A 19,854-nucleotide genomic window follows, 5' to 3' on the forward strand; every position below is an offset into this window, starting at 1 on the left:
GAGCTATAGGGGTGGCAGAATCCCACCCCTTATCCTTTCCCCAAACAAGTTTGTACCTTATTTATGTTAAACCGTATCTGTTTACTGTTATCCGCTGTTCTGTTGGTTTGGTTTGTCAGTGGCTGCTCCGAATCAATTACTGAAACCAAGCTACAAAGCCAACAGATTGATTGGCTAGATCTTATTCCTGAAGAGGAGCAACTAGCCCTTTCACAGCAAATTCAAACCTTGCAAGCAATGCCATTACACAATGAAGAAGCCCCCGGATTAGACCAGCAATATGGATTGGGAGAGGTAAATTATGCCACTTCTTTGGCGGGTGAGAATATTCGCCTAGCTGGCTTCATGGCCCCACTTGAAGGGGAAAATGGCATGGTGACTGAATTCATCTTGGTGCCCTTCTTTGGCGCATGTATTCATGTGCCTCCACCGCCAGCGAATCAAATGATTGTTGTACGTTACGAGACTGGCATTCCAGCGAGCTACTTCTTCGATTCCATTGTGATTGAGGGAGCTTTGGAGATGACAGAATTTGAAAGCAACGGTATTGGCATCGGATACCAAATGACAGCAACATATGTAGGACCCAACGTATAGAATTAGCTAATTATTGAAGGTATTTGACCTATGATGATCAAATAGATCATCATAGCTCAAATACCCTTTAAGCTGTACAGCTATAAAAATGCTGCTTGCCATAAATTCAATATAAAGTTGCATAAACACAGCTATGCAATAGGACTGATGAGGAGTAGATTCTGCGTACTCTTTAACCTTTATCTATGTGTGAAATTGCGTAATGGCAGATACAACCCCCACTCCTTTTGAATCTCTTCTTCCTCCAGAAATGGCCGTACGTGCCGCTGATGTAGGTGAAAGCAAAGCAACCAAAAAGCCAATAAAATCATTTATGTTAGCGATTGCTGCTGGCATGCACATTGGCATCGCATTCGTTTTTTATACTGTGGTGACGACGGGCGCAGCGGAAATGCCCTATGGTATGGCGAAGTTGATGGGCGGGTTGGCGTTCAGCCTTGGCTTGATACTTGTGGTTATCACAGGCGGTGAGCTGTTTACCAGCACAGTGCTGACGCTCGTTGCTAAGGTGAGTGGTCGAATAACATGGGGTCAACTGGCCAAGAACTGGTGCGTTGTCTACTTCGGTAATTTTGTTGGGGCCATGATGCTGGTGGGTATCATGATGGTCACTAAAGAATATATGAGTGATGGCGGGCTGATGGGGCTCAATGCCATGGCCATTTCACAGCATAAGCTTCACCATACTTTCTGGCAGGCCGTTGCGTTGGGCTTGATGTGTAATCTTTTGGTTTGTTTGGCTATTTGGATGACATACAGTGCCCGCTCTCTTACAGATAAAGTGATTATCTTGATCTTGCCAGTGGCAATGTTTGTGGCATCGGGCTTTGAGCACAGCATCGCAAACATGTTCCAGGTGCCTATGGCGATTGCCATTAAAAACTTCGCACCAGCAGAATTTTGGCAAATGACAGGGGCAAACATTGCTAACTATGCCGATCTCAACGTTCTGGATTTTGTTATAAACAACCTAATCCCTGTCACTATTGGCAATATCATTGGTGGTGGTTTGTTTGTGGGTATCTACTTTTGGATGATCTATCTAAAAGACTAAGGGGTTATTTTTCCTCGAATATTGTGCCTATCACCTTTCCATAGGCGCAATATGTTGTATGGATTTAAGTGATTGGTCATAATGATGAGAGCATTATTAGGACTTATCGCTTTTTATGACGCAAACCCCAAAGAAGAACAGACCCACGCTACAGGACGTAGCCGATCTGGTTGGCGTAACCAAGATGACGGTATCGCGTTATTTACGTAATCCAGATTCCGTAGCCGAAAAGACACGCCACAAGATATCAGCAGTATTAGAAGAGGTCGGTTATATCGAAAACCGAGCTCCGGCCATGCTTTCAAAATCGTCTAGTAAAGCTATCGGGGTATTGCTTCCATCTCTCTCCAACCAAATCTTTGCCTCTTTCGTTCAAGGAATTGAAGCGGTTACAAAAGAACACGGTTATGAAATTCTCATTGCCCACTTTAGCTATGATGAACAGGAAGAAGAGCGCAAGATAGCGTCTTTGCTTGCCTATCAAGTTGACGGCTTAATTCTAACCGAAAGCCATCACACCAAGCGCACTTTGCAGATGATAAAGAACGCCAATGTGCCTGTCGTTGAAACTATGGAGCTTCCCGAGAATCCGATTGATATAGCCGTTGGTCTCGATCATGTTGAGGCTTCTTATGTCGCGGTCAAAAAACTGATTGCTGCGGGTAAAACCTCCATCGCCTATTTTGGTGCTCGTCTTGATACTCGTACTAAATTGCGTATGCAGGGCTACGATAAAGCATTGCTAGAAGCTGGATTGGAACTAAAACACATACTGACCTCAGAGCACTCAAGCTCGTCGCTGGGGCATGCGTTGTTAGACAAAGCCTTGCAAACCTATCCTGATCTCGATGGTGTATTTTGTACCAACGATGATATTGCAATCGGTACTGTATTAAGCGCTCAGCAACGCGGTATAGAAGTGCCTAAGCAGATTTCGGTGATTGGTTACAATGCCTTGGAAATGGGGCAAACCATCCGCCCAATATTGACCAGCATTGATACCCCTAGATACGACATTGGTGCGAAAAGTGCGGACCTTCTTATTCAGCGCTTGCAGGGTACATTGACGACTAGCCCACAAGTCGACATGGGTTATAGCTTTACTCAAGGCGAGAGTGTATAGGGATAAAAAAGGCCAACGAACGTTCGCTGGCCTTAGATTCCTCACATCTATTTGTAAGATGTAAAATAGATTAGATGATAAAGCTTGCGCCTTCTTCTGCGCTGGTGACAGTCTGGCGAATCGTCTTAAACAAGTTACGTCCCCAAGTCATTTGATCCGCTTCAGTATCGATCTCTAGCATCGTTCGACCGCTAGAGTCAGTAAGGTTGTTCAGCTCTGATGTTTGACAGTCCAAACGAATCATATCGCCGTCTCTAACTAAACCAATGGCGCCACCGCGAATCGCTTCAGGAGAAATGTGGATTGCTGATGGGATCTTGCCTGATGCGCCAGATAAGCGGCCATCAGTGACCAGTGCCACCTTATGGCCAGCCTTTTGGATATTCCCGAGAATTGGCATGAGCTTGTGAAGTTCAGGCATGCCGTTTGCCGCTGGACCATTGTGGGTGACCACCACAACGCAGTCTTTATTCAGCTCTCCGCGCTGGTACGCCGCTTCAACATCGTGCTGAGACTGAAAGACAATTGCAGGTGCTTCAATCACGCGTTGATCTTCTTTTACTGCAGACACTTTCACCACAGAACGGCCTAGGTTGCCATCTAACACTCGAGTGCCACCAGTCGCCTGGAATACCTCATCGGTTGTTGAGATAACTTCTGCATCGACACTGCCTTGGCAGTGATGCCAAACCAATTCTCCATCACTCAAGCTTGGCAGTGTCATCTGCTCTTCGAAGCTTCCAAAGGTTGGGGTTACATCACGATGCAATAGGTTGGATTGATCCAATCTATGTAGCAGAGCAGGAACGCCACCGGCTTCTTGGAAGGCATTCATGTCCGCAGGGCCATTTGGATAGACTCGAGCCAGCAAAGGAACAGTATTAGAAAGATCGCTGATGTCTTGCCAGGTGAGTTGAATACCTGCCGCGCGTGCCACAGCCAACATATGAATGGTGTGGTTGGTACTGCCACCAGAAGCGAGCAAGGCAATAACGCCATTGATAAGGTTCTTCTCGGTCACAACATCAGAAAGAGGGCGGAAGTTACTTGAACCTGCGGTCATTGACGCAACCTTCTTAGCCGCAAAGTCTGTTAGCGCGTGTCGAAGTGCAGAGTTTGGTTGGATAAACGCTGAACCCGGCAACATCAAGCCCATAGCTTCAAACACCAGTTGATTGGTGTTTGCAGTGCCATAGAAAGTACAAGTGCCCGGTGAGTGGTATGCCTGACATTCCATTTCAAGAAGGGCATCTTTACCGACTTCACCCGCAGCATATTGCTGACGAACGCTGACCTTCTCTTCGTTGCTGATGCCCGTTGGCATTAGCCCGGCTGGTACGAATGCCGTTGGTAGGTGCGCGTACGCGAGCGCACCCATCAGTTGTCCTGGGGCAATTTTGTCACAAATACCCAGTAGCAAAGTGGCATCAAACATATTGTGGCTTAGAGAAAGGGCCGTGGATTGCGCGATTAAATCACGAGAAAACAAAGACATATCCATGCCAGCCTGGCCTTGGGTCACTCCATCACACATAGCAGGGACGCCGCCGGCTACTTGCGCTGTGTGGCCTAGCTCGGCAAGAGATTTCTTTATTTGATCTGGGTAATGCTGATAAGGCTGATGCGCACTTAGCATGTCATTGTAAGAGGTAATCAGCGCCACATTTGAGCGTGTAAAATCTAGAATCTGGCTCTTTTCAGATGAGCATGACGCAGCGACAGCATGGGCGAGGTTGCCACAGGACAAATGAGCACGCACCTTGCCTTGCTCGGCTTGTTGCTGAGTTTGCGCCATAAAGGCAGCACGACTTTCAAGGCTGCGTTCAATCAAACGTTCTGTTACTGCTTGGACGGTTGGATGAATCATGCAAGGTTCTCACTTTTTTCTGTAATGGCAGCGGCAGAGCGCTCAACAACTTCTGCGATACTGCAGTCAATATCAACGACAATGGTCTTTGGTTCAGCGTCTGGTCTTTCTAAGGCTTCAAATTGACTGGTAACCATATTCAGTTTCATAAAGTGGCCTTTACGTTGCTTCATACGCTCCATGATGAGGTCCATGCTACCGTCCAAGAATAAGAAGGTAACGTTGCCATTGCCTTCACGAATTTGATCGCGATATTTCTTTTTCAGAGCCGAACACACGATAACCCCATGTTCATTTTTGCTCTCTAGGCTATAGGCAGCATCACGAATTCGTTCTAGCCAAGGTGTACGATCGTCATCATCTAATGGCATTCCTGACGCCATTTTCTGAATATTTGCTCTAGGGTGAAGGTCATCACCATCGATGAACTTGTACCCTAATTTCTGTGCTAACTGAGCGCCGATAGTGCTTTTTCCACTCGCACATACACCCATTACGATAATGCTACTGCCCGCCATAATTGTTCCTTTCGATAAAGTTTGCGCGTGATCTCAATTTTCGACACCACTTCAAAATATAGGTTTATCTTATTATTGTTACGGGTAACATGTTACCCGTAACTTAGTTAGATGTGAACCAACACACAAATATTTTAATTCTAAAGGTGAGACCATGGAGCAGATCGCTCAAGCCGCAGATCCTACATTTCTGTTAACTATTGCGGGGTTAGCTATAGCAGCATTGCTAATCCTAATCATTAAATTAAAAGTTCATGCTTTTGCTTCTCTGACCCTTGTGAGTCTGGGTACCGCGATTGCAACAGGCGTTAGCACAGACCAAGTGGTGCCTACCATGATGGGCGGCTTCGGAGGCACACTAGCCTCAGTGGCTTTGCTTGTTGGTCTTGGCGCTATGATAGGTAAAATACTTGAGGTAACCGGCGGTGCTAAGGTGCTTGCGGATACCTTGATAGGGCGCTTTGGTAAAGAGCGCGCACCTTTAGCTCTGGGTATCGCCTCCTTGCTATTTGGTTTCCCTATCTTCTTTGATGCTGGCCTTGTGGTCATGATGCCAATCATCTTTAGCGTCGCTAAGCGCTTTGGTGGCTCTCCACTTAAATATGCTCTGCCTTCAGCAGGTGCGTTCGCGGTTATGCATGCCTTTGTACCACCACATCCAGGTCCAGTAGCCGCGGCTGATTTGCTTGGCGCAAACATCGGTCTACTGCTGTTTGTTGGTATCCTAGTGGCGATTCCGACGTGGTACTTTGGTGCTTACCTATTTGGTTTGTACGCTGGTAAGAAATTTGATATTCCACTATCAAAGGCCTTCTTTAATAGTGACGCGATTGTTGATGAATCTAAGTTACCTAAGTTTGGTACGGTAATGGCGATCTTGGTGTTGCCTGTTGTCCTTATCTGTCTTGATACTGGTCTGAATACACTAGCGGTTGCGGGGGTGATTGACGGTAAATCAGCGGTGGTAGAATTCCTGCGTATGCTAGGTAAAACCCCGATTGCACTTCTGATTACCTTGCTAGTTTGCTTGTGGGTATTTGCCAAAGATTACGGCATGGCAAAACTTGAAAAACTGTGTGGCGACTCCCTTGCTCCTATTTGTGCCGTGATTCTAGTAACCGGTGCTGGTGGTATGTTTGGCGGCGTACTTCGCGCAAGTGGTATTGGTGATGCACTAGCGGGAGTATTGGCTGATACGGGCATGCCAATTGTGGTAGCCGCGTTTGTTATCTCTACGTGTCTGCGTGTAGCGCAGGGTTCTGCAACGGTCGCTTTGACTACAACTGCTGCATTGATTGCTCCAACAGTTGCTGCGACAACCGGCCTTTCTGAGCTAGACCTATGTTTCATCGTTATCTCTATCGCAGGTGGTGCAACAGTACTGTCTCACTTCAACGATTCTGGTTTCTGGCTTGTTTCTCGTCTTATGGAAATGGATGAGAAAACCACACTTAAAACTTGGACAGTAATGGAGACGCTACTAGGTAGTATTGCCTTCATTATTGTGGCAACTCTTAGCTTCATTCTTTAGAGGTCGACATGTCGAATATTGAACAGCAACTACGTGAGATTAAGGTAGTTCCGGTCATTACTATTAACAACGCGCAGCAAGCCGTGCCTTTGGCAAAAGTGCTGGTAGAAAATGGCTTACCGTGCGCTGAGGTTACCTTCCGCACCGAGGCAGGTGCAGAGTCCATTCGTCTTATGCGCGAAGCCTACTCTGAGTTGCTTATTGGTGCAGGTACAGTGTTAAGCACTGCGCAAGTTGACCAAGCAATAGAAGCGGGCGCCGACTTTGTAGTAAGTCCTGGCTTAAACCCTAAAGTCGTGACCTACTGTCAGCAGCGCGGCATGCCGATTGTTCCTGGGGTAAATAACCCAAGTTTGGTGGAACAAGCAATGGAACTGGGCTTGAAGACATTGAAGTTCTTCCCTGCTGAGCCATCTGGTGGTGTACCTATGCTCAAGGCACTCACGGCGGTTTATCCAGTGAGCTTTATGCCTACGGGTGGGGTCAGCCCTAACAACCTACAAGACTACCTTGCGATTGATGCGGTAGTGGCTTGTGGTGGTACTTGGATTGTTCCAACTAAGCTTGTCGATGAACAGGATTGGGATGCAATAGCGCAGTTGATCAAAGCTTTATAACTCAATGACTTATAAATAGTGAAAAGCCGATAGGGAAACCTATCGGCTTTTTTTGTGTGCGAAAAGCGGTTAGTGCGTTGCTATTTTCAGAGTGTCATCGGGTGTGTCGCTTTTTTCACCCTTGTTGGCTTTGATGATGAATAGTAAGCCAATAAGTGGCACAACCGCCGCTGCGTAGGGGATCATGCTCGCACCAAGGTGCCCATCTAACACCATGCCACCAAGGAAGCCGCCAAACGCATTCGCTAGGTTAAACGCTGAGATATTGGCTGTAGCTGCCAGCTCTTGACCCTCACCACCGTGATTCATCACACGCAATTGCATTGCTGGCACGTTAGCAAACGAAGCAATACCAAAGATAAACAGTGAACCGACGAACAGTATTTTGCTACCTGTAAACATACCCACTAATAGTAGCGATGCAATGAGAGCAACAGCCCAGAACAAAGAAGCCTTGGTTAAGCTTTTATCTGAAGAGCGACCACCTAATGTGTTACCGATTATTAAGCCAACGCCAACCAATACCAGAATCCAAGTAACCGAATCTTGTTCAAAGCCAGTCACATGCATCGCGATAGGAGCAATGTAGCCGTACAGCGTCATAAAGCCTGACCATGCAAAGGCGGTAATGGCTAGACTTATCAATAGCATAGGGTTCTTGAAGGCTTGTAGCTGGGTCTTGATATCTTTTGCCTCACTGTGTCCTGAAGAGTGGATAGCGAGCATGATAAACACAAGTGCAACCGCGCCAAACGCTGCCACAGTAAAAAAGGTATTACTCCAACCAAAGGTTAGGCTTATCCAAGTACCTGCTGGCACACCCAGTACGTTTGCTAGGGTTAGGCCTGCAAACATTTGCCCTACCGCTCTACCTGCCATCTTTTCAGAAACAAGGTTTGTCGCAACCACCGCACCAATGCCGTAGAAAGGTCCCTGCACAAGACCGGCGATTACGCGACTCGCGAGTAGTAAAGTGTAGTTAGGTGCCAGTGCTGAGAGTACGTTGCCCAAGATAAACAGCCCCATTAAGCTAATAAGCACGTTCTTCTTATTAAATTTTGCAAGATAGATGGTTAGGATGGGGCCGCCGACAACGATAGCCAGTGCATACGCACTGATTAGGTATCCCGCTTGTCCTTCAGTGATTGAGAGTGACGTGGCAATCTGTGGAAGAATACCTGCGATAACAAATTCTGCAGTCCCTATGGCAAACGCGGCTAGCGTTAATATCCAAACCTGCATTGGCATTTTTTGTTGAGTCATAATGTTTTCCATTGATTCGTTTCAATGGCGCTATTATTACCCTCTATTCATATTTTGATAATTGACTGAAAATTGAATACATTATTTACTTGAAGTTAATGGTGGGGTGATTATGGATAAACTGTCTGATATGGCTATGTTTGTTTCGATAGTGAAGCAGAAAAGCATGGCAGGCACAGCGCGAGAGCTTGGGGTTTCAGCCGCCTCCATAACCACTCGACTGCAAGCGCTAGAAGAGCGCTATGGGGTTAAACTGCTAAATCGTACCACGCGACATCTGTCACTTACTGAGGCAGGAGAGCTCTATTATCGCTCTTGCTTAGATATTCTGGACAGTGTGAACGAAACTGAAAGCCTGATTAAACAAGGCACTCGGCTTACCCAAGGGCCAATAAAGATAGTGGCACCCAAGGACATCAGTAAGCAGATGCTTCTGCCGATCATCTCTGAGTTTACTGAGCGCTACCCTGAAATCACGCCATCCCTTTACCTCAATGATCACGTGCACAACATCGCAGACAGTGGCGTCGATCTGGTGATTCGCTATGGGGAACTGCATGACAGCAACATCATATCCAAAAGACTGGGTAAGAGTGAGCGAGTATTGTGTGCCTCACCTCAGTACTTAAAAGATCATGGTGTTCCAAATGCTCCAAGGGATCTCATGGAGCACAATGCCTTGGTCATGTTAAGCGGCGAACAAGAACTCAAAACTTGGTATTTCAGAAAGAATTCAAAACTAGAGTCGGTAGCGGTAAAGCCAAAGATGTTATCCGATGATGGTGAGATAATTAAACAACTGGCATTAAACGGGCAGGGAATTGCCATGAAATCGCGCTTAGATGTGCAATCTGAGATTAACAGTGGGCAGTTGGTGACAGTGCTGGGTGACTACACAGTAAACTTCAATTCAGCGACCACAGACACCAGTACAGACTTGAAGGTGTATTACTTAGATAAGAAGTATCAGCCCAAGCGTATTCGCCTGTTTTTGGACTTTTTGTATGAGAGGTTTGCGGAAATCTAGCAACAAAAAGGCCTGATAACATCAAATGCTATCAGGCCTTCGATTGTAAGAAGAAGAAAAAACTAGCTCGCCTTTATTTCTTCTTTCTCGTCTTTTTCTTCTTTATCAGAGAAGATATCTGCAACTTTCTCTTTTTCGAGGGTGCCTTCTAATTCACCGTCTTCGTTGATTACTGGTAGAGAGTAGTCAGATGAAATGGCTTCGGTGAGAACCTCTTCAATTGCAGACTCCGAAGAGATGGTTGGCACGTCTTCATACAAGCTAGGCTCTATGTTATCGATAGCATCATCTTGTGAGGCTTCTTCTAGAGTCTCCTCCGTGATCAGGCCTTGGTAGCCATCTTCGGTAACATGGTAGCCGTAGTCGTGTTCGGACTTTCTCATCTGTCTTAACGCACCCTCGATAGTGCTGGTGGTAATACGCAAAGAAGGCTTTTGCATTACGGTTTCAACAGTCAGAGCGCGGGCGCGGTTCACATCTTTAACGAAAGCTTCAACGTAATCGGTCGCAGGGTGCAATAGGATCTCGTCTGGCGTACCTTGCTGTACCAATTCACCGTCTTTCAAGATAGCGATCTTATCACCAATGCGTAGCGCTTCATCTAAATCGTGGGTGATGAAGATGATGGTCTTGTGCAGTTTCTCTTGAAGCTCAATTAACTGATCCTGCATTTCACTGCGAATCAATGGATCGAGGGCGGAAAAGGCTTCATCCATTAATAGGATTTCGGCATCTGTACACAGGGCGCGAGCCAAGCCAACACGCTGCTGCTGTCCGCCAGAAAGCTGTGATGGGTATTGGTCTTCGTAGCCTTTCAGGCCTACGGTTTCTACCCATTCGGTGGCCTTTGCAAGACGCTCGGTTTTATCAAGGCCTTGGATCTCTAAACCATAGGCGACGTTGTCGATCACCTTGCGGTGAGGGAGCAGGCCGAAGCGTTGGAATACCATCGACATCTTATGTCGGCGGAACTCTTCGAGCTCTTTTGGGGCGAACTGCATGACATCAGTGCCTTCGACGTCTATTCGACCTTCTGTTGGGTCGATAAGGCGGTTGAAGTGACGAATCAAGGTGGATTTTCCTGAGCCAGATAAGCCCATGATTACAAAAATCTCACCGTTATTGATCTCTAGGTTGATGTCTTTCAAGCCCACTGTGTGACCGGTTTTGGCCAGCACCTCGTCCTTGCTAAGTCCTTCTTTTACCATTGGCAATACAGACTGTGGCTTAGGGCCAAATATCTTATACAGGCCAGAGATTTTGATCAGAGGTTTAGTCATGTCTTAAATCTCCTAGGTGAGCCTGAGTCCGCTTAGCGTAAGCTTGAGTCGAACGGTCGATAAGAATGGCCAATACCACAATCGCCAAGCCATTGAGTAGGCCCAATGTGAAGTATTGGTTGGTGATGGATTTAAGTACCGGTTGGCCAAGGCCTTTCACGCCGATCATCGATGCGATAACGACCATAGATAGCGCCATCATTACGGTTTGGTTAATACCAGCCATGATAGTCGGCATTGCTAAAGGCAGCTGCACGCCAAATAAGCGCTGGCTGCGGCTTGCGCCAAAGGCTGTGGCGGCTTCCATCACCTCTTTATCAACTAACCTGATACCTAGGTTGGTCAGGCGAATAACCGGTGGGATAGCATAGATAACAACGGCGATTAACCCTGGGATCTTACCGATGCCTAACAGCATGACCACAGGTATCAAATAAACGAATGCGGGCATGGTTTGCATGATATCGAGAATGGGTGTCACGACACTCTGAACTCGATTAGAGCGTGCCATTGCGATGCCAATAGGGATGCCGACAACGATGGCGAGTAGGGTACAGACGGTAATGATACTGAGCGTACGCATCGTATCTTCCCACATGCCTAAATACCCAATAAAAATAAGCGCAATGACTCCGCCAATAGTCAGTTTAATTGAGCGACTGGCAAGGTAAATAAGGGCGGTAATAACGGCTAAAACAATAAACCAAGGAGTGGCGAGTAGTAATTTCTCAAACCACACCAAGAATGAAAGAAGTGGATCAAATAGGGATTCGATTAAGTCGCCATATTCTCTCGAAAAATCTTTGTAAGCACCGTCTAACGATTTGCGAATATTTCGCATAGTAGAGCGGTCTATTTCGGGAAAACTGGACAACCAACTGCTATCGAACATATATATTCCTTTATATAGTCGAAAGGGCAACTGGCTAGCTGCCCTTAATTAATGGTTTAGATGGGGTTATAGATTGGCAGTGATTTTTTCTGCAATTTCAGGTGATACCCATTGCTTCCAAATTTCTGGTGAGGTTTCAAAGAAGTGGTACATAGTGTCTTCTGAGCTTGCTTGCTCATCTTCCATCCATGCTAGCAACTTGTTCATATCGCTGTTCTTGAAGCCACGCTTAGAAAGGTACTCCATAGCCATTGGGTTCTTATCCGCAAAGGTTGCAGCAACCACAGTGTTCACTGGCGATGGTGGGTACATAGATACGGTTGGGTTTTCACAGCTCTCTAGAGCGATACAGTTAACGAACTCTTCTTCGTTAACACCGCTACCAAAGTCAACCTTAACCATCTCATACTTACCAAGAACGGCAGTTGGTGCCCAGTAGTAACCGAACCAACCTTCTTTGCGCTCATAGGCTTTTGCAATAGAGCCGGATAGACCTGCGCTTGAGCCTGAATCAATAAGCTCGAATCCTGCTTCTTCTAGCTCAAGTGCTTCAAATAGGTTGCCACCTGAGATTTGACAGCCCCAACCTGCAGGACAGCCGTAGAAGCCTGCCATATCTGGGTCTTCAGGGTGTTTAAATAGTTTCGCGTGTTTTTTAACGCCTTCGATTGTTGCTAGCTCTGGATACTCTTCAACAAGGTAGGATGGCACCCAGAAACCTTCTTCACCGCCATCAACAAGGGCTTTACCTGCGTAGGCTAGACGGCCTTCTTCAACGCCTTTTTCAACGGCGTCTTTAACAGAGTTTGTCCAAAGCTCTGGAGCGATATCAGGTTGGCCTTTTTCAATCATTGAGGTTGCGGTTGGCATGGTATCGCCAGGAGTAAGTTCTGCGTCACAACCGTAGCCATGCTCTAGTATGAAGCGGTCAATGTTGGCAATGACACTGGCTGAGTTCCAGTTCATATCTGCAATGGTAACAGTGCCACATTCTTCTGCTTGAACGTGAGTTGAAACACTAGCGATGAATGCTAGTGAGGCTAGTTTCCATTTCATCATAAGTCCTTTTATATGGTTTAGTCTCTATTTAAGGTTACATTATATCGGTTAGTTATTGTACCCCCGTCTCTTTAGAACCAAAAATAAGGACTTGAAAACTAACTTATTTCTCTCTTTTTCTTAGAAAATGTTCCTCAAAATACAGAAATAAATGGTCGCTAATTTCCGATGTGTATTTAGTGTTAAACTTATATATATCAATCACTAACCATTAATATAAGCAAAGATAACAACGAAAGCTTTATTTGATTTAGTTATTTATATCTAGTTTATTCTACTATTTTGCTATAAGTGATAAGCGGAAGTGCTGAAAGGCGTATTCATGGGAAATATGTTCGAGTGTTATATAACTACAAGAAAAATAAGGAGATTAATACAAGCCTATTTGCAGACTAATCAGAGGCATTGAATTTGGGGTGTATCGATGCCGAGATTAAGGCAGATTAAGGCTAGAGTTTTTCAGAAACCCCAAAGAATTGCTCTGGTGCTTTCTCGCGATTGTTTTTAACCACATATTCAAGTTCTACCGCTAAAGGCGAACCCATTTCAACTAGCGTTTGATGATCTTCCAAAGCGCGCTTTTTATCTCCCATTTGCACATACAGCACACCACGATACATGTACGGCTCCGGCAGTTTTGAGTCCAAGTAAATAGCCTTGTTGTAATGGGTGAGGGCTGCTTTGTAGTTTTCGGGACCTTGCTTTCTTAATGTGTAGGCCAGATTGTTGTGCGCCTCGGCGAGCTTATACCAATTAAAGTAAAAATATGATCTAATTGAGGCTATCAAACAATTGTGAAATATTGCTATGGATAGCCTTGATAATACCGATTTCAAAAAGCTAGCGAGTCAACAAAAAACCATTCAGATGAAGGTTCGCTTACTAGCGCTTGCACACTTCAAAGAAGGTCATTCGCGAACTCAAATTGCTAAATATCTTAAAGTTAGCCGAACCAGTGTGAATAAATGGGTTAAGGTCTTTTTTGAAGAAGGCTTGGAAGGGCTTCAAGAAAAACCCCGCACAGGTAGACCTGCATATCTCAATGAGGAACAACGAAAACAACTCAGCGAATTCATACAAAAAGCAGCTGAATCACCGTCTGGAGGACGTCTTGTCGGTAGCGATATACATGACTACATCGTTGAACACTTTGATAAACACTATCACCCCAATTCCATCTATTATCTCCTCGAGCACATGGGCTTTTCTTGGATAACTTCTCGTTCAAAACACCCTAAGCAATCACAGCAAATCCAAGACGATTTTAAAAAAATTCCAAATAGAAACGATCCTTAAGATCCCCGGCCATATTGGGCTAGAACAGGTTGATGTCTGGTTTCAAGATGAGGCTAGATTTGGTCAGCAGAACACAACAACTCGTCTTTGGGCGACTCGCGGAACGAGGCCTAGAGTCGTAAAATAGCAGCAATTTGAATACGCTTATTTGTTTGGCTCTGTGTGCCCAGCAAGAGGGATCGGCGAAGCAATAGTTGTTCCTTGGGTAAACAAGGACATCATAATCAACCACCTAGAACAAATATCGAAAGCTACAGAAAAAGGTCGTCATGCAGTCGTAATAATGGATGGTGCAGGCTGGCATACGGACGACATAGCGAACCAATTTAATAACGTCAGTATCATCAAGCTTCCTCCATACTCGCCAGAGCTGAACCCTATTGAACAAGTTTGGAGCTGGTTAAGACAACATTATTTAGCAAACCAAAGTTTCACTGATTACAACGAAATTGTGTCCAAGGTTTGTCGCGCTTGGAATGGCTTTCTTGAGTGCAGAGATCGCGTCACAAAAATGTGCCAAAGAGATTGGATAGACCTGATCAGTTAATTTTCCGGATTGGTATTAGAGTTCTTTTTAATAGCGCTACGAAACTTCTTCTCCGCTTTAGCAAACTCTTTATCCTTCATCAGCACCACGCCTTGATTGTAGAGCTTTTTGGCACTAGAGGAACTTGAGTGGTATGAACCCGAGCCGGCAGCCAATGCGGACGTAGCGATCAGTGAGCAGCTAACTAGCAGTGAGCAGATGATAGACATGACCTTAGACATAACAAACCCCAATTATCCAATCCATAGTGATGTGTTAGATACTTACGTCTAGGGTAGGTATAAGGTTCACCGGGTTGTGACCTTGCTGATAATGAGACAGTTGCAGGGTGGGAGTGTAAAGCGGTCAGTAGGATGCTTGCTTTAGTTTATTTTTACTCGACCAGAAACGACAAAGGCCGTAGATTTCTCTACGGCCCTTTAATATGGTGGCCCCTCGCAGACTTGAACTGCGGACCAATCGATTATGAGTCGACTGCTCTAACCACTGAGCTAAGGGGCCATATAGGGTGAAGATTATATGAGAAGGATAGGGGAGTGTCTAGGTGAAGAGCGAGGAATGCTACTGATTTGCGTATAGTTTTTATGCGATCAAACCTCTAGATACAAAAAAGGTGAGCTAGTGCTCACCTTTTAAACGCAATTGCTGTCGATTACTCGTCTAGGAAGCTACGCAGAGTTTCTGAGCGGCTTGGGTGACGTAGTTTACGCAGTGCTTTTGCTTCGATCTGACGGATACGCTCACGAGTAACGTCGAACTGCTTACCAACTTCTTCTAGAGTGTGGTCAGTGTTCATATCGATACCAAAGCGCATACGTAGTACTTTCGCTTCACGAGGTGTTAAGCCTGCTAGAACGTCTTTAGTTGCAAACTTAAGGCTAGTTGCCGTTGCAGAGTCTAAAGGCAGCTCAAGAGTCGTATCCTCGATGAAATCACCTAGGTGCGAATCTTCGTCGTCACCGATTGGTGTCTCCATAGAGATTGGCTCTTTAGCGATTTTAAGTACTTTACGAATCTTATCTTCAGGCATTTGCATGCGTTCTGCCAATTCTTCTGGCAGAGGCTCACGACCCATCTCCTGAAGCATCTGACGAGAGATACGGTTCAGTTTGTTGATGGTCTCGATCATGTGCACAGGGATACGAATAGTGCGCGCCTGATCAGCGATAGAACGAGTAATTGCCTGACGAATCCACCAAGTCGCATAAGTAGAGAACTTGTAACCACGACGGTATTCGAACTTATCAACCGCTTTCATCAGACCAATGTTACCTTCCTGGATAAGATCCAAGAACTGTAGGCCGCGGTTGGTATATTTCTTCGCGATAGAGATAACAAGACGTAAGTTCGCTTCTACCATCTCTTTCTTCGCACGGCGAGCTTTAGCTTCACCGATAGACATACGACGGCTGATGTCTTTAATAGACTGAACCGTTAGTGATGTCTCTTGCTCAATGCTCTTAAGCTTCTGGATAGAACGACGGATGTCTTCTTCGTTACGACGGATCTTTTCTTTATAAGGTGCGTCTGAAGATAGGGTTTGGTCTACCCATGCATCGTTTGATTCATTGCCGGTAAAGAGCTTAACGAACTCTTTCTTCGGCATGCCACCGTATTCTACGGTTTGACGCATGATCAAACGCTCTTGTGTACGAACGCGCTCCATAGAGGTGCGAAGTTGCGTTACCAGATGGTCAAACTGCTTTGGCGTAAGACGGAATTCACGGAATACGTCGTTTACCTTAGCTGTTGCTACCTTAAAGGCTTTGCTATCGCGACCTTCAGTGTTAGAAACCAACTGCAGATCTTGGTACGTTTTGCGAAGTTCAGTAAATCTTTCTAGAGCAAGCTCTGGATCGATACCTGTATCTTCTTCTTCGTCATCATCTGCATCATCTGCATCATCTGCATCTTCTTCTTTCAGATCAGTTTCAGCTAGCTCAGAACCAACGTGTGTTGCTGTTGGTGCTGTTGTACCGTCATCATCTGGGTCAACAAAACCAGAAATGATGTCTGTTAGGCGAAGTTCTTCAGCTTGAACTTTATCGAACTGCTCTAAAACATACGGGATTGTGCCAGGAAATTCAGCAACTGATGCTTGAACTTGATTGATGCCATCTTCGATACGCTTAGCGATATCGATCTCGCCTTCACGAGTTAGAAGCTCAACAGTACCCATCTCACGCATGTACATGCGGACTGGATCGGTTGTACGGCCAATTTCACTTTCAACGGTACTAAGAGCGGCAACGGCAGCTTCTGCTGCATCCTCATCGACTTCTTCATTTTCGTCGTTGATAGTGTCGTCATCAATTTCAGTAGCATTTTCAACTACTTTAATGCCCATGTCGTTGATCATCTGAATGATATCTTCAACCTGTTCAGAGTCGACAATCTCAGGTGGAAGATGGTCGTTCACTTCAGCATATGTGAGATAGCCTTGCTCTTTGCCTTTTAGAACAAGTGCTTTAAGCTGTGACTGCTTATTTTGATCCATAGATGGTATCCAAATCCTGGTCTGGTGAAGTAACTAGTTTGCGAAATGCAGACCGCTAATTATAGCAAAGTTTTTACAATACAAGCGTTGAGGGTCTCATGCTTTTAATTCTAGCATTAAAGCCAGTAGCTCCCTTTTCTCATCGACTGATAAGCCGATACTTCTTTCTTTCGCTTGTAGGGTTTCTATTTGCCTTTCGATACACTGATAAATCACCTTATCGAGTGAATCGCAAAAAATATCGTCATGATTGTCTTCTTCTTTATAAGTGGGAAGATCCCAACTTGCGAGAAGTGACAAAATTCTTTCGTCTTTCTGATCACGCCAGTGCTCTAATAACTGGCCTGTGGTGATATGGGGATGATTTATACACTTATCAACCACATCGAGTAATAAACTTAGTCCAGGCAGATTAGTTTGCCTAATTGAATCTAAGTTTGGCATTAACTCTACGTAGTGCGGGTTTTGTAGCAATAATGCTATGACCACTCGCATAGGAGTTCGCTCAATCTTTTTATGTGGTGCAGGGCGTGCTGCTTGTTCATCTGATTTTGCTATCAGTTGCTGCAGCTGCCTTTCATCAACTAAGCCGAGTTTTCGCCCTAGCAATTCACGCAAATACATACGAAGCGTGCCGCCAGGTACCTTACTGATCAGAGGGATAGCTAGAGTGCTTAGCTTGGCCATGCCCTCTTTGCTGCTGGTATCTACCTGCTGCATCAAGGTTTGGAACATAAACTCAGATAAGGTTGTTGCGCTGGCCACTTGTTCTTCAAAGGCCTGTTTACCGTGCTGACGAATATAGGTATCAGGGTCTTCACCATCAGGTAAAAACATAAACTTAAGCTGGCGGCCATCGTTCAGATAAGGAAGCGCATTTTCCATCGCTCTCCATGCTGCATCACGACCGGCTCGGTCACCATCATAACAACAGACAATACTGCTGGTTTGACGGAACAGCATTTGCAGATGATCGCCAGTGGTAGACGTACCAAGGGAAGCAACCGCATAATCGACGCCAAATTGAGCCAGTGCCACAACGTCCATATACCCTTCGACCACCAGAATGTGTTCTGGTGAGCGGTGAGTTTGCAGTACCTCATATAAACCATACAGCTCTTTGCCTTTATGGAATACAGGGGTTTCGGGTGAGTTGAGATACTTAGGAGTACCGTCACCTAAGACGCGGCCACCAAAGCCAATCACTCGGCCTCGTCGATCACGGATAGGGAACATGACACGGCCACGGAAGCGGTCATATCGATTGCCCTTATCGTTTTCGATAAGCATGCCTGCGCTGACGAGTGCATCTTCCGTTGGCTTTTGTTGCCCAAATTGTTTTCGTACAGAATCCCATTCATCCGGTACGAAACCAATCTCAAATTTTTGTGCTATTTCACCACTAAGACCACGATTCTTCAGGTACTCAATAGCGGTTTTTCCTGCGCTTGTTTTCAATTGCGAGCGATAGAAGTTCGCAATACTACCCAGCAGGTCGTATAGGCTACGCTTCTGCTCTGTATTCGCGATTGGGCCTTTACTAAAACCGCCCTGACGCTGCTCTCGAGGCACCTCAATACCAAGGTGTGAGGCAAGTTCTTCGATCGCTTCAACAAACTCAAGACGTTCGTATTCCATCATAAAGTCGATGGCATTACCGTGCACACCACAGCCAAAGCAATGGTAGAACTGTTTTTCTTGGCTAACGCTGAAAGAAGGGGTTTTTTCGTTATGGAATGGGCAGCAAGCGCCGTAGTTCTTGCCTTGTTTCTTTAGTTTTACTCGTGCGTCAACGATATCGACAATATCGAGTCGAGCAAGTAGATCATCAATGAAGGTACGTGGGATATGTCCAGCCATAGATCCTAAAGAAAGTGCAAGTTGCGAGATACAAACAAGCCGTGCATTCAGAGAATAGCACGGCTTGCTTTAATTTTTATGTGGGATTAAGCCAGTTTAGAGCGAACTAAACCACTTACTTTACCCATATCTGCGCGCCCTTGAATTTGCGGCTTAAGAACGCCCATTACTTTACCCATGTCTTGCATGCCCGCCGCTTCAGATTCGGTAATTGCATTATCAACTAATGCAGCAACTTCTTCTTCAGTCAGTGGTTGAGGCATAAAATCCTCAAGTACTGTAATTTCAACTTTCTCAGCATCAGCAAGGTCTTGACGACCAGCAGATTCAAATTGAGCGACAGAATCGCGACGTTGTTTAACCATCTTAGTCAGCACAGCAATGATGTCGTCGTCTGTGAGAGTAATTCTCTCGTCAACTTCACGTTGCTTAATTGCTGCTAGAGCTAAACGGATAGTGCCAAGGCGCGCTTTGTCCTTGGCTCTCATCGCTGATTTTTGCTCTTCTTTGAGATTATCAATAAGAGCCATTACTAATTCCTAATTAAAACAGGGATTAGTAAAGACGAACGCGACGTGCGTTTTCGCGAGATAGCTTCTTAGCGTGACGCTTTTGAGCTGCTGCTTTAGCGCGTTTGCGAACTGTTGTTGGTTTCTCGTAGTGCTCACGACGACGCACTTCAGAAAGAATACCTGCTTTTTCGCAAGAGCGCTTAAAGCGACGTAGAGCTACGTCGAACGGTTCGTTTTCACGTACTTTAACTACTGGCATATGCCTTTCACCTCAGGGGTTATTCGTTAATACTGGATTCCACTTTCCGGGCAAA

18 protein-coding genes, 1 tRNA gene and 1 pseudogene are annotated in these 19,854 nt (G+C 45.6%); 7 read left to right on the top strand and 13 right to left on the bottom strand.

Translation table 11 applies throughout. The features are described 5' to 3' along the window. The first annotated feature begins 63 nt into the window (after positions 1–63). The 3 genes from A6E01_RS01750 (at position 64) to A6E01_RS01760 (ending at position 2,774) form a co-directional block, all read left to right on the top strand. Positions 64–597 (top strand): DUF3299 domain-containing protein, encoded by a 534-nt coding sequence (locus tag A6E01_RS01750; RefSeq protein ID WP_237334483.1) that lies wholly within the window; start codon positions 64–66, stop codon positions 595–597. Between the two features lie 202 nt (positions 598–799). Then, positions 800–1,651 (top strand): formate transporter FocA, encoded by an 852-nt coding sequence (gene focA, locus A6E01_RS01755; protein WP_017028757.1) that lies wholly within the window; start codon positions 800–802, stop codon positions 1,649–1,651. 115 nt (positions 1,652–1,766) lie between these two features. After that, a complete protein-coding gene (locus A6E01_RS01760) occupies positions 1,767–2,774 on the top strand; it encodes a LacI family DNA-binding transcriptional regulator (protein WP_017028756.1) in 1,008 nt (335 codons plus the stop codon). Positions 2,775–2,844: 70 nt separating this feature from the next. On the opposite strand, the gene edd is transcribed toward A6E01_RS01760, so the two are convergent. Both edd and A6E01_RS01770 read right to left on the bottom strand, forming a co-directional pair. Next, positions 2,845–4,641, bottom strand: coding sequence for a phosphogluconate dehydratase (edd, locus tag A6E01_RS01765; protein WP_017028755.1), 1,797 nt, complete (start codon positions 4,639–4,641; stop codon positions 2,845–2,847). Beyond that, positions 4,638–5,159, bottom strand: a complete 522-nt coding sequence (locus A6E01_RS01770; protein ID WP_017028754.1) for a gluconokinase — start codon at positions 5,157–5,159, stop codon at positions 4,638–4,640. Before A6E01_RS01770 ends, edd begins: the two co-directional genes overlap by 4 nt. 154 nt (positions 5,160–5,313) lie before the next feature. Here A6E01_RS01770 and A6E01_RS01775 point away from each other — a divergent pair, with 154 nt between their 5' ends. After that, positions 5,314–6,690 (top strand): GntP family permease, encoded by a 1,377-nt coding sequence (locus A6E01_RS01775; RefSeq protein ID WP_017242749.1) that lies wholly within the window; start codon positions 5,314–5,316, stop codon positions 6,688–6,690. Positions 6,691–6,698: 8 nt separating this feature from the next. Next, on the top strand, positions 6,699–7,307 hold the full coding sequence (locus tag A6E01_RS01780) for a bifunctional 4-hydroxy-2-oxoglutarate aldolase/2-dehydro-3-deoxy-phosphogluconate aldolase (RefSeq protein WP_017242748.1): 609 nt from the start codon (positions 6,699–6,701) through the stop codon (positions 7,305–7,307). A 69-nt stretch (positions 7,308–7,376) separates the two neighbouring features. On the opposite strand, the gene A6E01_RS01785 is transcribed toward A6E01_RS01780, so the two are convergent. After that, positions 7,377–8,570 (bottom strand): MFS transporter, encoded by a 1,194-nt coding sequence (locus A6E01_RS01785; RefSeq protein ID WP_017028751.1) that lies wholly within the window; start codon positions 8,568–8,570, stop codon positions 7,377–7,379. 112 nt (positions 8,571–8,682) lie between these two features. Between A6E01_RS01785 and A6E01_RS01790 the strand changes: the two genes are divergently transcribed. Beyond that, positions 8,683–9,597, top strand: coding sequence for a LysR family transcriptional regulator (locus A6E01_RS01790; RefSeq protein WP_017028750.1), 915 nt, complete (start codon positions 8,683–8,685; stop codon positions 9,595–9,597). Between the two features lie 62 nt (positions 9,598–9,659). On the opposite strand, the gene A6E01_RS01795 is transcribed toward A6E01_RS01790, so the two are convergent. From A6E01_RS01795 to A6E01_RS21615, 4 genes are all read right to left on the bottom strand, one after another. Next, on the bottom strand, positions 9,660–10,877 hold the full coding sequence (locus tag A6E01_RS01795) for a quaternary amine ABC transporter ATP-binding protein (RefSeq protein WP_017028749.1): 1,218 nt from the start codon (positions 10,875–10,877) through the stop codon (positions 9,660–9,662). Continuing rightward, the gene (locus tag A6E01_RS01800) at positions 10,870–11,769 is read right to left on the bottom strand and encodes an ABC transporter permease (RefSeq protein ID WP_017028748.1); all 900 of its coding nucleotides are present in this window, start codon (positions 11,767–11,769) and stop codon (positions 10,870–10,872) included. The genes A6E01_RS01795 and A6E01_RS01800 overlap by 8 nt, the downstream gene beginning before the upstream one ends. A gap of 66 nt (positions 11,770–11,835) precedes the next feature. Next, positions 11,836–12,825, bottom strand: coding sequence for an ABC transporter substrate-binding protein (locus tag A6E01_RS01805; protein ID WP_017028747.1), 990 nt, complete (start codon positions 12,823–12,825; stop codon positions 11,836–11,838). Between the two features lie 452 nt (positions 12,826–13,277). Next, a complete protein-coding gene (locus A6E01_RS21615) occupies positions 13,278–13,664 on the bottom strand; it encodes a tetratricopeptide repeat protein (protein WP_335673595.1) in 387 nt (128 codons plus the stop codon). Here A6E01_RS21615 and A6E01_RS20865 point away from each other — a divergent pair. Continuing rightward, positions 13,636–14,671 (top strand): annotated as a pseudogene (locus A6E01_RS20865) (IS630 family transposase). The gene A6E01_RS21615 and the pseudogene A6E01_RS20865 sit on opposite strands and share 29 nt — an antisense overlap. On the opposite strand, the gene A6E01_RS01825 reads toward A6E01_RS20865, so the two are convergent. The 6 genes from A6E01_RS01825 to rpsU form a co-directional block, all read right to left on the bottom strand. Beyond that, on the bottom strand, positions 14,668–14,892 hold the full coding sequence (locus A6E01_RS01825; protein WP_237334485.1) for a tetratricopeptide repeat protein: 225 nt from the start codon (positions 14,890–14,892) through the stop codon (positions 14,668–14,670). The pseudogene A6E01_RS20865 and the gene A6E01_RS01825 sit on opposite strands and share 4 nt — an antisense overlap. A gap of 204 nt (positions 14,893–15,096) precedes the next feature. Next, positions 15,097–15,172 (bottom strand) — tRNA-Ile (locus A6E01_RS01830). A 151-nt stretch (positions 15,173–15,323) separates the two neighbouring features. Beyond that, positions 15,324–17,168, bottom strand: coding sequence for an RNA polymerase sigma factor RpoD (gene rpoD / locus A6E01_RS01835; protein ID WP_017026795.1), 1,845 nt, complete (start codon positions 17,166–17,168; stop codon positions 15,324–15,326). A 96-nt stretch (positions 17,169–17,264) separates the two neighbouring features. Next, entirely contained in the window at positions 17,265–19,028 is a 1,764-nt protein-coding gene (gene dnaG, locus A6E01_RS01840; RefSeq protein WP_065209445.1) for a DNA primase, read from the bottom strand. An 86-nt stretch (positions 19,029–19,114) separates the two neighbouring features. Next, positions 19,115–19,558, bottom strand: coding sequence for a GatB/YqeY domain-containing protein (locus tag A6E01_RS01845; protein ID WP_065209446.1), 444 nt, complete (start codon positions 19,556–19,558; stop codon positions 19,115–19,117). Positions 19,559–19,583: 25 nt separating this feature from the next. Beyond that, positions 19,584–19,799, bottom strand: a complete 216-nt coding sequence (gene rpsU / locus A6E01_RS01850) for a 30S ribosomal protein S21 (RefSeq protein ID WP_005421025.1) — start codon at positions 19,797–19,799, stop codon at positions 19,584–19,586. Positions 19,800–19,854 lie beyond the last annotated feature (55 nt).

The organism is Vibrio breoganii (assembly GCF_001677275.1).
Classification (GTDB): Bacteria; Pseudomonadota; Gammaproteobacteria; order Enterobacterales; family Vibrionaceae; genus Vibrio; species Vibrio breoganii.